The sequence below is a fragment of the Wenyingzhuangia fucanilytica genome, assembly GCF_001697185.1.
Classification (GTDB): Bacteria; Bacteroidota; Bacteroidia; order Flavobacteriales; family Flavobacteriaceae; genus Wenyingzhuangia; species Wenyingzhuangia fucanilytica.
On sequence record NZ_CP014224.1, the window covers coordinates 396,369 to 409,680 of the forward strand.

Consider the following 13,312-nt stretch of genomic DNA (forward strand, 5'->3'; position numbering starts at 1 on the left):
TCAAATTAATGTTTGAAATGACGAGTTCCTGTCATTACCATTCCAATTCCATTTTCGTTACAATAATCGATAGACAATTGATCTTTTATTGATCCTCCAGGCTGAATTACAGCTTCGATTCCTGCTTTGTGAGCAATTTCTACACAGTCAGGGAAAGGGAAAAAAGCATCACTTGCCATCACAGCACCTTTTAAATCAAACTTAAAGTGATTTGCTTTTGCAATGGCTTGCTCTAAAGCATCTACACGAGAAGTTTGTCCGGTACCACCTGCACATAACGTTTTATTCTTTACTAATATTATAGTATTAGACTTGGTATGTTTACAAATTTTAGAAGCGAACAATAAATCTTCGATTTGAGCATCGGTAACTACTTTTTCTGTTACGTTTTTCAAATCTTCTTTTTTATCTGTAATTAAGTTTGCATCTTGGAATAACACTCCGTTTAATGCAGTACGGTAAGAAATTTTTGGTAACTCAACATCTTTTAAAATTAAGATGACTCTGTTTTTCTTTCCTTTTAATACTTCTAAAGCATCAGCATCATAAGCTGGAGCAATTACAACTTCACAGAATAATTTGTGAATTTCTTCGGCAGTAGCTAAATCAATAGTTTTGTTGGCAATTAATACTCCACCAAAAGCAGAAGTAGGATCACCAGCCAAAGCATCAACATAAGCATCTTTTAAATTATCTCTTTGTGCAAAACCACAAGCATTGTTGTGTTTTAAAATAGCAAAAGTAGGAGCTTCTCCTTTAAATTCGTTAATTAAATTAACCGCAGCATCAACATCTAATAAGTTGTTAAAAGATAATTCTTTACCGTGTAATTTTTCGAACATAGCTTCTAAGTCACCATAGAAAGCACCTTTTTGATGAGGGTTTTCTCCGTAACGTAAAGGAGTTACTTTGTCAAAAGATTGACGGAAGTTGTTTTCCTCTTCGTTCATGTAGTTATAGATAGCAGAATCGTAGTGAGAAGAAACAGCAAATGCTTTTGCTGAAAAACGCTTACGATCTTCTATAGTTGTATTTCCATTATCTGCAGAAATAATATTTAAAAACTCATCGTATTGTTCCATAGAAGAAACACAGATTACGTCTTTAAAGTTTTTAGCAGCAGCTCTAATTAAAGAAATTCCACCGATATCAATCTTTTCGATAATATCTTGTTCAGGAGCACCACTTGCTACTGTTTTTTCAAAAGGGTATAAGTCAACAATCACAATATCCATTTCTGGAATTTCAAACTCAGCCAATTGTGCTTTGTCTCCATCGTTGTCTCTACGGCTTAAAATACCTCCAAAAACTTTTGGATGTAAAGTTTTAACACGTCCCCCTAAAATTGATGGATATGAAGTAATGTCTTCAACAGCCACACAATCAATACCTAAGTCTCTAATGAATTTTTCAGTTCCACCAGTTGTGTAAATAGTAATTCCTAACTCGTTAAATTTTCTAACAATTGGCTCTAAACCATCTTTGTGAAATACTGAAATTAAAGCTGATTTAGCTTGCTTAGTAGTGCTCATTTTTATGAATTTCGATTAAAAGGGCAAAATTACTAAAAGTCCCTCAAACCCTAAACTATTGAACTGTTTAATTATTAAACTTTTATTTATTTTTTCTTTATTTGTTTTTATAAGTTTAAATTTGGTCTAAAATTGTTGCTTAGCTATGAAGAATAAAAAAATATGGTGGTTCTTATTGCGTTTTTTTGGAACCTATTTTTTATTTTTTTTAGGGTATTCAATATTTTTGATGAGCACCGAGACTAAGGTGCCAAATTTTAAATCTGACCCCATAACACACCATGTTGCCGCTAGTACAAATTGGCTTTTAAATGTTTGGGATGCTAACGCTCAGATTGAGCAACATACAGAAGAATTGTCTATAAAACTTTTTGTTGATAATAATTATGTAGCTAGAGTTATAGAAGGATGTAATTCTATGAGTATTATTATTTTATTTATTGCTTTTATAGTTGCTTTTAAAGGAGATTGGAAAAAAACATGCTTGTTTGCTATTATAGGTGGATTTACTATTTATTTGGTAAATATTATTAGGATTGCCATGTTAGCATATGGGATGGTGTATTTTAAGAAATACGAAATCATTTTACATGATTTATTATTTCCTGCTGTTATTTATGGCTATGTATTTTTATTATGGGTAATTTGGGTAAACAGATTTTCTAATTTAAAAAAGAGAACCTCATGAAAAGGTGGATGCGATTTATATTGATATCACTTTTGTTTTTTCTTTTGATTCTTGTTAGAGCATATGAAAAAACATTGTTTTACGATCCGTTAGAAAAGTATTATGAGCATGATTACTTGTATTTGCCATTGCCAGAGGTAAATACCTATCAGTTGTTTGTTTCTTATTTTTTTAGATATTTTATCAACTCAATCATTTCTTTTGCCATTCTAAAAGTAGCTTTTCCACATAGATCTTTTATTAGAACCATTGCAAGTTTTTATGCATTGGCCTTTATATTATTATCAACGGTTCTTTTTAGTTTGATAATATTTAATATTGATGTTGGGTATTTGTTCCCATTTTACATCAGAAGGTTTATTGTTCACCCAGTATTTATTATTGTACTACTGCCATTTATGTATTTGATGAGAAAGCGTTATAGGCTTAATTTATAATTCATTGTATTAATATGATTTAGTTAACCTTTAACTGTTTTTCAAATTGTATTTTTGCCGCTTAATTATTTTTTATGTGGATTTACTTTGGTTTATTGGCAGCCTTATTTTTAAGTGTTAATGCTATATGCAGAAAAAGAAGTGTAAAGGGAAACGCACTTTTTCCTGTGCTATTCATTAGTAATGGAATTAGTACTTTGGTTATTGCACCTATTTTTATCGGTTCGTTTTTTTATCCAGAGTTATTACAAAAAGCAGGAATGTATATTTCTGATATTGCAATCCAAGATCATTTTTTTATAGGTATAAAGTCGTTGATTATGACTTGTTCTTGGGTGTTAACCTTTTACGCTTTAAAACATTTACCCATTACAATTGTTGCTCCTATTAGAGCAGCGGGGCCTTTCTTTACTTTTTTAGGCGCAATCATTATATATAGAGAAAATCCTAGTTTGTTACAATGGATTGGTTTCTTTTTAATTGTAATTTCAATGTTAGCCTATTCACGAGTAGGGAAAAAAGAAGGGATTATTTTTAAAAATAACAAAGGAATATTTGCCATTGTTGGTGCAACTTTTTTGGGAGCTAGTAGTGGTTTGTATGATAAGTTTTTATTTCAATATCAACATTACGAAGTACTTACAGTACAATGGTGGTTTTTCTTTTATGTAACCCTTTTTATGTTTTTACTGGTTTACTTTGTTTATCTGCCTAGAAAAAAGGAAATGGGAGAATTTAAGTGGCATTGGTCTATTGCTGCCATAGGGGTTTTAATGATTTTGGCTGATTACTTTTACTTTAGAGGATTACAAGATCCTGAGGTTTTAATTATGCTGATGTCTGCTTTAAAACGAAGTCAAATTTTGTTTACTGTTGTAATTGGAGGTTTTATATTTAAAGAAAAGAATAAAAAACTTAAACTAATTCCATTGTTAGGTGTAATGCTAGGAGTTTTGTGTTTAATGTATAGTGCTTAAATAGACACTAAAATAACAGCAATTAAGCCTAGAATAATTCCAATCGTTTTTAACAAAGTTAATTTCTCTGCTAAAAAAATAACACCCAAAGCAATAGTTACTAATAAGGCCAAATTTCGGATAGGTACTACCGTACTTAATTTTCCGTTTTTTAAAGCTAAAAACCAACATACTTGAGCTAGTCCGCCTAGTACACCACCAATCACTAAAAATTTAAGGTGTTTATAATCTAGTTTAGTTTTTTCAATAATTGCTAAAACCGCTAAAACAATCATGTGACTCATGATGAATATAGAGGCTCCTAAACCTGTTGAAAAAAATGGCGTTCCTTGTTTGTAAAAAAACACACAAGAACCAAAAAGAATCATAGCTAAAAAAGCGTAGACGATAGACATAAGGTTTTATTTATATGGGTAATATTATTTTGGCAATGGTGAAATAAATAAAAATCCCTAAGATATCATTACTAGTGGTAATAAAAGGCCCAGTTGCTAAGGCAGGATCAATACCTCTTTTATCTAAAATTAAAGGCACAAAAGTTCCTATCAAAGCGGCCATAATAATAACAACAATTAATGAGGAAGCAATAGTGATGCTTAATAATATATCAGAGTCTTGAATAAATCCGTAAGCAATTACCAAACAACCCAATACGGTACCATTAATAAGACTTAATCCTATTTCTTTAAATAAACGATTCCATAAACTTCCTTTAATATTGTCATTAGCCAAACCTTGTACAATAATAGCAGAAGATTGTACTCCTACATTTCCACCTACAGCAGCAATTAAAGGAGTAAAAAAGAATAATTCGGAATAGTCTCTTAATAAGTGACTATCAAAACTCCCCATAATGGCAGCAGCACATAAACTTCCAAATAAACCTAAAATTAACCAAGGTAACCTAGCTTTGGTAAGTTCTAAAATACTAGCATCTGCTTCTACATCATCTGTTAAACCAGAAGCTAATTGGTAATCTTTTTCTGCTTCATCTTTAATTAAATCAATAATATCATCAACAGAAATTTGTCCAACCAATCTTCCCATTTCATCAACAACAGCAACCACAACAAGGTCGTATTTTTGCATAATTCTTGCTACCTGATCTCCTTTTTCATTGGCTTTTACAGAAGTGATAGAAGGACTGTAAACATCTTTTACTGGTGTTTTTGTAGAAGTTGTTAGTAAACTTTTTAAAGAAAGTCTTCCTTTTAAAACATCGTCGTCATCTACAACATATACGGTGTAAACTTTTTCAATGTCTTCGGCTTGCAATCGCATTTCTTTAATACTTTGCATACAAGTCCAGTTCTCTTTTACCTTTATAAGTTCTTTCCCCATTAACCCCCCAGCAGTATCCTCATCATAACGTAAAAGGTCTACAATATCTTTGGCGTGTTCAATATCTTCTATTTGAGAAATTACCTCATGCATTTGTTGATCCGAAAGTTCAGAAATCATATCTGCGGCATCGTCAGATTCTAATTCATTTACTTCGTTAGCAATTTCTTGAGAAGACATTCCTTTTAAAATCTCTTCACGAACATCTTCATCTAACTCAACAATAGCATCCGATGTTTTATCAGTATCAACAATTTTAATGATAGCAATAGCTAATTCGGGCTCTATTTCTTCAAATAGTTCCGCTAAATCGGCGTAGTGTACATCTTTAAAAACTTCTACAATCTGTTCTGTATTGTTTTCGGCAATAAGTTCAGTTAAGAAGTTGATAAATTCTTTATTGATTTGAAATTCCATCTTTTTCTATTAATGCAGTTAATTCAATAAACCCTTCTACAGAAACTTGTTCGGGTCTTTTATTAAATATGTCTTGAGCTCTTAACTCATCAGAAAGATTTAGACTTTTTAGACTACTACGCATCATTTTTCTACGTTGACCAAAAGCTGTTTTAACCACTTGTTTAAACAATTTATCAGAAACGGGTAAAAACAAATCTTTTTTACGTTTCATAATCATCACTCCAGAATCTACTTTTGGAGGAGGATTAAAAACTGTTGGAGGTACGGTAAATAAATATTCTGTATCGTAATAGGCTTGAGTTAACACAGAAATAATTCCATAGGTTTTACTACCTGGAGCAGCACAAATTCTTTGAGCAACTTCCTTTTGAAACATTCCTCCAAACTCAGGTATTAAAGCTCTAAAATCAATAGTTCTAAAAACAATTTGACTAGAAATATTATAAGGAAAGTTTCCTATAATAGCAAATTGTTGATCTTTAAAAACATCGTTTAAATCAATTTTTAAAAAATCTTTTCCATAAATTCTAGGTCCTAAATGTAGATAATGCGCCTGTAAATATTCTACAGATTCATCATCTATTTCTATAACATGAGTAGTATATTTTTTTTGTAATAGGTACTTGGTCATCATTCCCATACCGGGCCCTATTTCTAAGACATTTTCGTAACCTTTTTCTGATAAAATATCAGCAATTTGCTCGGCAATACTCTCATCTGTTAAAAAGTGTTGACCTAAATGTTTTTTTGCTCTTACTGACATGTTATATGTTTTTTTTATAGTACCTAAAAATAATAAAGGCAACAATGGCTACTAAAATATATGGGATAATCATTAAAGTTACAATTCCATCATTTAGTCCTTTTGCATAAGAACTATCACCACTCTCAACCACTGCTTTACACATAGCACATTGGCTATAGTTAGCTACGGATGATAAGCAGAGTGCTAAAAATAATATGAATTGTAATTTTTTCATTTTTTTCGTTTTCCGAAGATCAACAATCAAACATCGTTTTTCGACTATATGGGCTACTTATTGTAAATTGTTTACTGTTAATTGCTAGCTAACAATATAATAAGGGTTTATCATAATATAAACAATCACTCCTGTAACAGCAACATACAACCAAATAGGAAAAGTGTATTTGGCTATTTTTCTGTGTTTTTCTATATCGTTATTAATTCCTCTTACAAAGGTAGTTAGTACTAATGGAATGACAGCGATAGATAAAATAATATGAGAAATTAAAATAAAAAAGTAAACAGTTCTGATAGCTCCTGTTCCTTTAAATTCAGTTGAATCACTAGTCATATGATATAAAACATACATGACTAAAAACAAGGCTGAACAAACCATAGCGGTTTTAATTAAAAACTCATGTCTTTTGATGTTTCCGTTTTTTACAGCTATTACAGCAGCTACTAATAAAATAGCTGTAATACCATTAATAGTTGCATAAATAGGAGGTAAGAAAATAGGTAAGGTGACGTCTATTTTTACCCCAAATAAAATAGCAACTGCTAGTGGAATGGCAATTGAAAGTAAGGTGATTAATTTTTTATAATTGTTTGTTTTCATACTATTCATTTAATAATAAATCTATGTCTTCTTTTAATAGTTCTACTTCTTCGGTTTCTGTTCCTTGATAGAAAATTTTAGGATTTCCAAACTTATCAGTTCTAGATCTTAAATATCCATTTCTGTCTACCAAAGCAAAATAACCTTGATGTTCAAAACCTCCTGCAACCTCCGGATTTATACCAGCAAAAATATTTAAACCTTTATTAGCCATTTCGTAAATAGCCTCTCTATCTCCTGTTAAAAAGTGCCAGTTTAAACTAGTTACGCCATAACTTTCTGCGTATTCTTTTAGTTTTAATGGAGTATCAACACTTGGGTTAATGGTAAATGATGCAATTCCAAAATCATCTCTTTCTCCAAACTCTTCTTCTAAAAGCAACATGTTTCTATTCATAATAGGGCAGATAGAAGGACAGGTAGTAAAAAAGAATTCGGCAACAAAAACTTTATTGCTGTAGTCTATATTAGAAATAATTTGGTTGTTTTGATCTGTAAAGGTAAACTCGGGCATTTTTCTAGCCTCGTTATTAATTACTAAATAACTTAATCCACTTGCATCTGGCAAGTTATTTGGTTTTATATTTTTTAAACTAGTGCTTTTGGTGTTAGCGTGATATTTAAAATTTCTAGCTACATAAGTTCCAAATAGCAAAACAATAAAAGCGATTCCGATGTATGAATATTTATTTTTCATCTTTTCCTAATCTTTCTTTTCTTGAGGTGGTAGATACTTCTTGCTCGTAAAACACGTTTTCGGTATCGGTTAATAGTTTGTTTTTTAAATCGTTTACAGATGATAAGTCGTAAGCAAATACGTCTTCACCAATTTTATCATCATCCGTTCTTCCTCGTTGATTGTTGTTTTTATCTATAATAAAAGCTTTGTTAGAGGATAGTGATGCGTCTAAATCATTAATAGTTTTTAATGATTGATAAATCTTTAAAGTTTCTAAAGAATCTAAGTGAATAAATTTCCACTTGTAAAATTTATCACCAGCTGTTTTAGATAGTTTTTCTTTAATACTAATAATTTCAGGATTGTTTTTATTTGTGTAAAAAGAAATCATCTGAAACTTTTTATACTTATCTAATTTTTTAAAAACAACCTCGTTTAAATTAAACAATTGTGTCTCTTTTAAATTAGGATGTTTTCCCAAGAAAGTAATCACATTAATATTGTCTTTAAAAGAGATAGTATCTTTTTTAAAAGTGGCTACATCTATAATATTTTCTTTAAAGATTTCGCAAGGCTTAAAGTTTACATCTCCTAAGGATAAAAAAATAAAGAACCCTAATGGACCTATAAATAATAAGATTAAAATGATTTTTTTCTTCATAATCACTGATAATTAAGTACTAAAAAAGGCGGAATAAATCCACCTTTTTATATAAGTTATAATTCAAAAGAATTAGTATTTCCAGTTAATGTAAGGTGCCATTACATCGTGTATATAACCCCCTTCAATTAATAATAATGTTACTAAATAAGGAATTAAAATAATTAATGGTAATATGATTGAATTAACAAAGTTTTTACGTTCGTGATTCATGTGCATAAAGTACCACATAATTCCAGCTGCTTTAACCAAAGTTAAAATGATGAAAATCCAGTTTAATAAAGAAGTTCCTAAAAAGTTGGTAAAGTGTAAGCTATGAGGTTTGATAATACCTAAGATTACTTCAACAATAGTTACTAATGATAAGAATCCGAATACTTGCCAGATTAACTTAGTGTTTGATTCGTGTTGTCCCATAATATATGATGTGAATGCTATCGTTTTTAAAAATTATACTAAGTAGAAGAATGTAAATACAAATACCCACACTAAATCTACAAAGTGCCAGTACAATCCTACTTTTTCTACCATCTCGTAGTGTCCTCTTTTTTCGTAAGTTCCTAACAATACGTTAGCAAAAATAATAATATTTAAGACAATACCAGAACAAACGTGGAAACCGTGGAAACCAGTAATAAAGAAAAAGAAATCTGCAAATTGGCTAGAACCATATTCGTTTACTTCTAAGTTAGCTCCTTCTACAACTCTTGCCGATTGCTCTAAGTATTTTAAAGCTTCTGCTTTATTAAGGATAACTATTTTTTGTTTAGTTTCTGGGTTTATTTTTTCTAAACGGATTCCAATTTCTGGATTGTGTTTAAAAGATTCAATAATTCCTTCGGTAGTATATTCTGATGTAGTTGCTCCTTTTTCATTCCACAATCCGTTGTTACGAGTGTGTTGAACAATAGGATTGTTTTTCTCAGCAAAATCAGCTAAAGCAATTTGTTTTCCTTCTTGGTTAACAAACTGTATGATTTTTCCATCTTTTAATTGAACAGCTCCAAATTCACCGTTGATAAAGTTTTTCCATTCCCAAGCTTGAGAACCAACGAAAACAAGACCTCCAATAATGGTTAAGAACATGTAAAGAATTACCTTATTACGTTTCATTTGGTGACCTGCATCTACAGCCAATACCATGGTAACAGATGAAAAGATTAATATAAAGGTCATTAATGCAACATAGTACATTGGGTAAGTTCCGTGGATTCCTGGAAAGTGAGTAAATACTTCATCTGCAATTGGCCATACATCGATGAATTTAAAACGAGTAAGTCCGTAAGCGGCTAAAAATCCTGCAAAAGTTAAGGCATCTGATAAGATGAAAAACCACATCATCATTTTACCATAACTTGCACCTAATGGTCTAGTAGCTCCACCTTCCCATACATTTGTGTTCTGATCAGCAGTTGTTGCTTTCATAAGTGTTATAATTGATTGTTTTGTTCTGTTTTGTTCAAAAAGGCAAATTTATAAATTTACATTAAGTATTAAAATAAAAGAAGCAAAATAGTATTATCCATAGTAAATCTAAAAAGTGCCAAAAAATACTTCCTAATTCAAAACCTAATGTATTGCCATTGTTGTATTTACCTAATAATTGTCTAATTGTCATAACCACTAAAACAATTAAAGCGGCAAATATATGCAACAAATGTGTAAATACAATAACCATTAACATGGATGATGAGATCAAACTTTTAGGTCCAGTAAAAAATAAACCGTATTGTTTAAGCTCCGAAAAACTATTTACTTGTGATAATACAAATCCAATTCCTAAAAGTAGGGTAATTACTAACAATATTGATGAAATATTGCTTTTTTGTTTTTTAACAGCAATTAATGCTGCATGCATTGTTAAACTACTTACTAAAATTAATATAGTACTTGTAACTAACGAAGTAGGTAACTCAAAACTAACCCAATCTTCGCGATTACTACTAATTACATAAGCACTTACCAAACCAGCAAACATCATGGTCATACTTACCATAGAAATCCACAACATTGGTTTTGCTGTTTTTCTTCTAGCTACATTTAATTCTTGATCTAAAGTCATTTTGTTTTCCATTTTAGTGGAGAAATTTATCTATGATATATATAATTTGAATGGCTGTAATATAAAATACACTAGCCAACATTAACTTTTTTGCTGTTTGTTTACTTAAATCCTTATAAAGTTGTACCCCGTAATAAAAAATAATAGCACCACTCATAAAAATAACAATGGCAGTTATAGGATAAATGTAAAACACACCTGTTAGTTTAAATACAGGAATAATAGACACAAATATTAAAAGTACTGTATATAATAGTATTTGTATAACTGTTTTTCTATCTCTTTTACCAGTTGGTAATAAGTTGTATCCGGCTTTTAAATATTCATCATGTCCTAACCAACCAATTGCCCAAAAGTGAGGGAATTGCCAAAAGAATTGAATCATAAAAAAGATACCAGCTTCAATCCCAAATCTATCCGTAGCGGCTACCCATCCTAGCATAAAAGGTATTGCACCAGGAAAAGCACCTACAAATACAGCAAGTGGAGTTACTCCTTTTAAAGGGGTGTAAGCACAAGTGTATAAAAATATAGATACCGCTCCAAGTAGGGCGCTTTTTTCATTAATAGTATAAAGAATAAATAATCCTAATATGGTAAAAACAATAGCGATAACCATTGCGGTATTGGTATTATATCTACCTGTTGGCAAAGGTCTATTCATTGTTCTTTGCATCAATTTATCGGCATCTATCTCAATAATCTGATTAAAGGCATTAGAAGCTCCTACCATTAAGTAACCTCCAATAGCTAATAATGATACTATTGTGTAGTCGATGGTGTCTGCTGCAAGTAAATAACCAGCTATTGCCGAAAATACGACACTTAGTGAAAGTCCAAATTTGGTAAGTTGTTTAAAGTCGCTTAAAAAGGTGCCTTTATTAATTACCAGTGTTTTATCTTTATTTGGCATTGGGTTTTTGTACTTCTAAAATTTGTGCAAAGATAGAGATATTATTTTCTTAGGAATTGAACTTCTAGATTTTATTATACCTAAGTTTTAATAGTTATTTATACGGATGAAAAAAAAATAAAAAAAAAGCACTTTTATTTTTTGGTGAACAGAAATATCTCTTATATTTGCACTCGCATTTAAAGAAATGCATACGTTCAAAATAACATTGTATTAAACATACCAAATATTTAGTGTAAACTAAATGCTCAAGTGGTGGAATTGGTAGACACGCTGGACTTAAAATCCAGTGGGCAGAAATGCCCGTATGGGTTCAAGTCCCATCTTGAGTACAAAGTTTTAAAGAATAGGTTTACACACGCTCAAGTGGTGGAATTGGTAGACACGCTGGACTTAAAATCCAGTGGGCAGAAATGCCCGTATGGGTTCAAGTCCCATCTTGAGTACGAAAGGGAACAAATCTAATGATTTGTTCCCTTTTTTTTATGTCCTTATTTTAGATAATTTTTAATTCCATAACTGGCTAATACACCTTCTCCTGTAGCAGCAGCAACTTGAGCAATGGCTCCTTCTCTGCAATCTCCAGCCGCAAAAATTCCTTTTACAGAGGTTTCAGCTAAATTTTTGGTAGTAATAAATCCTTTGTCATTTAAATCAACAATATTTTTAAAACTTTTGGTGTTTGGAATTAAACCAATAAATATAAAAGCTCCATCAGCCTTAATTTCTTTAGACTCTTGTGTTTCGTTGTTTTTTATAATTACTCCTTTAAATAAATCTTTATCATTTTTGGTGAATTCAACTGGAGAACTATCGATGTGTACTTCAATGTTTTTAATACTGTTTAGTTTTTCTATATAGGTTTTAGAAGCCTTAAATTCTTTTGATCTGTTAATGATTTTTACTGTTTTGCAGAATCCTGCTAGGAAAATTCCTTCTTCTAAAGCGGAGTTTCCTCCTCCAATAACTATTACTTCTTTATCTCTGTAAAAAGCCCCATCACAGGTAGCACAAAAGTGTACTCCAGAACCAATTAAATCGTTCTCGTTTGGGATTCCTAATTTTCTGTAAGTAGAACCTGTAGACAATACAACTGTTTTGGTTAAATAAGTTCCCATAATAGTGGTTAACTTAAATAAGTCTCCTTTTTTTTCTATAGCAGAAACCTCTTCGCCTGTTTTAATTTCTGCACCATACGTTTTGGCTTGATGCTCCATTCGTTCCATCAGTTTGGGTCCAGAAATTTCATTAAATCCAGGGTAGTTTTCAATTTTTTCTGTTAAAAAGGCATTTCCTCCAATGTTCTTTTTTTCTAAAATTAAAGTACTAAATCTGTCTCTTTGTGCATAAATAGCTGTTGTTAAACCAGCAGCTCCACCGCCAATAATAATACTATCGTATACTTTATGTTCTTTATTACTATCAATGTTTAATAATTCTTTAAGCTTCGCATTGTTAGGGTTTGTATAGGGAGTATCGTTTAGAATAATGGTTGGAATTATTCTCTTTCCGTTGTTAATAGATTCAACTTTTTCCGTAGCCCAATCGTGTTTGTCAACATCAATAAATTGATAATTAATGTTATTGTCGTCTAAGTAGCTTTTAGCTCTTCTACAATCAGGGCACCAATCAGCTCCAAACAATGTTAGTTTTCCTTCGGGGTTAATACCTAAAACATTTGCAAGTTTTGCGTTGTTTGGGTTTGTGTAAGGTTTGTTGTTGATGATAACTGTAGGAATAATTCTTTTTCCATTATTGATGGTTTCTACTTTTTGAGTGGCTGCCTCGTCAAGATCAACATCTATAAATTCAAAATTAATATTGTTCTCTTTTAAATATGATTTTGCTCTACTGCAATCAGGGCACCAATCGGCACCGTATAATATAATTTCAGTCATTTTATGTTTTTGTTTGATGTAGTCGAGGATATGACGTGTTTTTTACAAATTAATATTCATACTTACTTAAATGCTAATTACTGGTCTTTTTAAAATATGAAATGCTCATTGTAATTGAGGG

Annotated in this window: 16 protein-coding genes and 2 tRNA genes; 5 read left to right on the forward strand and 13 right to left on the reverse strand. The window is 31.0% G+C overall.

The window, feature by feature from the left end; genetic code table 11:
• Nucleotides 1-5: 5 nt before the first annotated feature.
• Nucleotides 6-1,532 carry a bifunctional phosphoribosylaminoimidazolecarboxamide formyltransferase/IMP cyclohydrolase gene (gene purH, locus AXE80_RS01710; protein WP_068824194.1) on the reverse strand — a complete coding sequence of 509 codons (1,527 nt, stop codon included), beginning with the start codon at nt 1,530-1,532 and terminating at the stop codon, nt 6-8.
• Nucleotides 1,533-1,677: 145 nt separating this feature from the next.
• Here purH and xrtF point away from each other — a divergent pair, with 145 nt between their 5' ends.
• The 3 genes from xrtF to AXE80_RS01725 all read left to right on the forward strand — a co-directional run bounded on the left by xrtF (nt 1,678) and on the right by AXE80_RS01725 (nt 3,634).
• Nucleotides 1,678-2,220, forward strand: a complete 543-nt coding sequence (xrtF, locus tag AXE80_RS01715; RefSeq protein WP_068824195.1) for an exosortase family protein XrtF — start codon at nt 1,678-1,680, stop codon at nt 2,218-2,220.
• The gene (locus tag AXE80_RS01720) at nt 2,217-2,657 is read left to right on the forward strand and encodes an exosortase F system-associated membrane protein (protein WP_068824196.1); all 441 of its coding nucleotides are present in this window, start codon (nt 2,217-2,219) and stop codon (nt 2,655-2,657) included. The genes xrtF and AXE80_RS01720 overlap by 4 nt, the downstream gene beginning before the upstream one ends.
• Before the next feature lie 74 nt (nt 2,658-2,731).
• Nucleotides 2,732-3,634, forward strand: coding sequence for a DMT family transporter (locus tag AXE80_RS01725; RefSeq protein ID WP_068824197.1), 903 nt, complete (start codon nt 2,732-2,734; stop codon nt 3,632-3,634).
• On the opposite strand, the gene AXE80_RS01730 is transcribed toward AXE80_RS01725, so the two are convergent.
• From AXE80_RS01730 to cyoE, 11 genes are all read right to left on the reverse strand, one after another.
• Nucleotides 3,631-4,029: an EamA family transporter gene (locus tag AXE80_RS01730; RefSeq protein ID WP_083194450.1), complete on the reverse strand. Its 399-nt coding sequence runs from the start codon at nt 4,027-4,029 to the stop codon at nt 3,631-3,633. The two genes, AXE80_RS01725 and AXE80_RS01730, sit on opposite strands and share 4 nt — an antisense overlap.
• A gap of 10 nt (nt 4,030-4,039) precedes the next feature.
• Nucleotides 4,040-5,392 carry a magnesium transporter gene (gene mgtE, locus AXE80_RS01735; RefSeq protein WP_068824199.1) on the reverse strand — a complete coding sequence of 451 codons (1,353 nt, stop codon included), beginning with the start codon at nt 5,390-5,392 and terminating at the stop codon, nt 4,040-4,042.
• Complete coding sequence (gene rsmA / locus AXE80_RS01740; RefSeq protein WP_068828586.1) at nt 5,373-6,158, reverse strand: 16S rRNA (adenine(1518)-N(6)/adenine(1519)-N(6))-dimethyltransferase RsmA; 786 nt, start codon at nt 6,156-6,158, stop codon at nt 5,373-5,375. The genes mgtE and rsmA overlap by 20 nt, the downstream gene beginning before the upstream one ends.
• A 1-nt stretch (nt 6,159) precedes the next feature.
• Nucleotides 6,160-6,303 carry a hypothetical protein gene (locus AXE80_RS01745; RefSeq protein WP_335673661.1) on the reverse strand — a complete coding sequence of 48 codons (144 nt, stop codon included), beginning with the start codon at nt 6,301-6,303 and terminating at the stop codon, nt 6,160-6,162.
• A gap of 156 nt (nt 6,304-6,459) precedes the next feature.
• Nucleotides 6,460-6,987 carry a DUF420 domain-containing protein gene (locus AXE80_RS01750; RefSeq protein ID WP_068824201.1) on the reverse strand — a complete coding sequence of 176 codons (528 nt, stop codon included), beginning with the start codon at nt 6,985-6,987 and terminating at the stop codon, nt 6,460-6,462.
• Nucleotides 6,980-7,675 carry an SCO family protein gene (locus AXE80_RS01755; protein ID WP_068824202.1) on the reverse strand — a complete coding sequence of 232 codons (696 nt, stop codon included), beginning with the start codon at nt 7,673-7,675 and terminating at the stop codon, nt 6,980-6,982. Before AXE80_RS01755 ends, AXE80_RS01750 begins: the two co-directional genes overlap by 8 nt.
• The gene (locus AXE80_RS01760) at nt 7,665-8,318 is read right to left on the reverse strand and encodes a hypothetical protein (RefSeq protein WP_068824203.1); all 654 of its coding nucleotides are present in this window, start codon (nt 8,316-8,318) and stop codon (nt 7,665-7,667) included. Before AXE80_RS01760 ends, AXE80_RS01755 begins: the two co-directional genes overlap by 11 nt.
• 72 nt (nt 8,319-8,390) lie before the next feature.
• On the reverse strand, nt 8,391-8,735 hold the full coding sequence (locus tag AXE80_RS01765) for a cytochrome C oxidase subunit IV family protein (protein WP_068824204.1): 345 nt from the start codon (nt 8,733-8,735) through the stop codon (nt 8,391-8,393).
• 33 nt (nt 8,736-8,768) lie between these two features.
• Nucleotides 8,769-9,743, reverse strand: a complete 975-nt coding sequence (locus AXE80_RS01770; protein WP_068824205.1) for a cytochrome c oxidase subunit 3 — start codon at nt 9,741-9,743, stop codon at nt 8,769-8,771.
• A gap of 61 nt (nt 9,744-9,804) precedes the next feature.
• Nucleotides 9,805-10,380: a cytochrome c oxidase subunit 3 gene (locus tag AXE80_RS01775; RefSeq protein WP_237340622.1), complete on the reverse strand. Its 576-nt coding sequence runs from the start codon at nt 10,378-10,380 to the stop codon at nt 9,805-9,807.
• Nucleotides 10,381-10,393: 13 nt separating this feature from the next.
• Nucleotides 10,394-11,293 (reverse strand): heme o synthase, encoded by a 900-nt coding sequence (cyoE, locus tag AXE80_RS01780; RefSeq protein WP_068824207.1) that lies wholly within the window; start codon nt 11,291-11,293, stop codon nt 10,394-10,396.
• 246 nt (nt 11,294-11,539) lie between these two features.
• Here cyoE and AXE80_RS01785 point away from each other — a divergent pair.
• Nucleotides 11,540-11,625, forward strand: a tRNA-Leu gene (locus AXE80_RS01785).
• A 28-nt stretch (nt 11,626-11,653) separates the two neighbouring features.
• A tRNA-Leu gene (locus tag AXE80_RS01790) sits at nt 11,654-11,739 on the forward strand.
• A gap of 45 nt (nt 11,740-11,784) precedes the next feature.
• On the opposite strand, the gene AXE80_RS01795 is transcribed toward AXE80_RS01790, so the two are convergent.
• On the reverse strand, nt 11,785-13,221 hold the full coding sequence (locus tag AXE80_RS01795; protein ID WP_335673671.1) for an FAD-dependent oxidoreductase: 1,437 nt from the start codon (nt 13,219-13,221) through the stop codon (nt 11,785-11,787).
• Between the last annotated feature and the right edge of the window lie 91 nt (nt 13,222-13,312).

Bases quoted from the DNA above. Each gene is read 5' to 3' on its own strand.
- purH (WP_068824194.1), bottom strand. From the start codon at position 1,532: ATGAGCACTACTAAGCAAGCTAAATCAGCTTTAATTTCAGTATTTCAC.
- xrtF (WP_068824195.1), top strand. From the start codon at position 1,678: ATGAAGAATAAAAAAATATGGTGGTTCTTATTGCGTTTTTTTGGAACC.
- AXE80_RS01720 (WP_068824196.1), top strand. From the start codon at position 2,217: ATGAAAAGGTGGATGCGATTTATATTGATATCACTTTTGTTTTTTCTT.
- AXE80_RS01725 (WP_068824197.1), top strand. From the start codon at position 2,732: ATGTGGATTTACTTTGGTTTATTGGCAGCCTTATTTTTAAGTGTTAAT.
- AXE80_RS01730 (WP_083194450.1), bottom strand. From the start codon at position 4,029: ATGTCTATCGTCTACGCTTTTTTAGCTATGATTCTTTTTGGTTCTTGT.
- mgtE (WP_068824199.1), bottom strand. From the start codon at position 5,392: ATGGAATTTCAAATCAATAAAGAATTTATCAACTTCTTAACTGAACTT.
- rsmA (WP_068828586.1), bottom strand. From the start codon at position 6,158: ATGTCAGTAAGAGCAAAAAAACATTTAGGTCAACACTTTTTAACAGAT.
- AXE80_RS01745 (WP_335673661.1), bottom strand. From the start codon at position 6,303: ATGTGTAAAGCAGTGGTTGAGAGTGGTGATAGTTCTTATGCAAAAGGA.
- AXE80_RS01750 (WP_068824201.1), bottom strand. From the start codon at position 6,987: ATGAATAGTATGAAAACAAACAATTATAAAAAATTAATCACCTTACTT.
- AXE80_RS01755 (WP_068824202.1), bottom strand. From the start codon at position 7,675: ATGAAAAATAAATATTCATACATCGGAATCGCTTTTATTGTTTTGCTA.
- AXE80_RS01760 (WP_068824203.1), bottom strand. From the start codon at position 8,318: ATGAAGAAAAAAATCATTTTAATCTTATTATTTATAGGTCCATTAGGG.
- AXE80_RS01765 (WP_068824204.1), bottom strand. From the start codon at position 8,735: ATGGGACAACACGAATCAAACACTAAGTTAATCTGGCAAGTATTCGGA.
- AXE80_RS01770 (WP_068824205.1), bottom strand. From the start codon at position 9,743: ATGAAAGCAACAACTGCTGATCAGAACACAAATGTATGGGAAGGTGGA.
- AXE80_RS01775 (WP_237340622.1), bottom strand. From the start codon at position 10,380: ATGACTTTAGATCAAGAATTAAATGTAGCTAGAAGAAAAACAGCAAAA.
- cyoE (WP_068824207.1), bottom strand. From the start codon at position 11,293: ATGCCAAATAAAGATAAAACACTGGTAATTAATAAAGGCACCTTTTTA.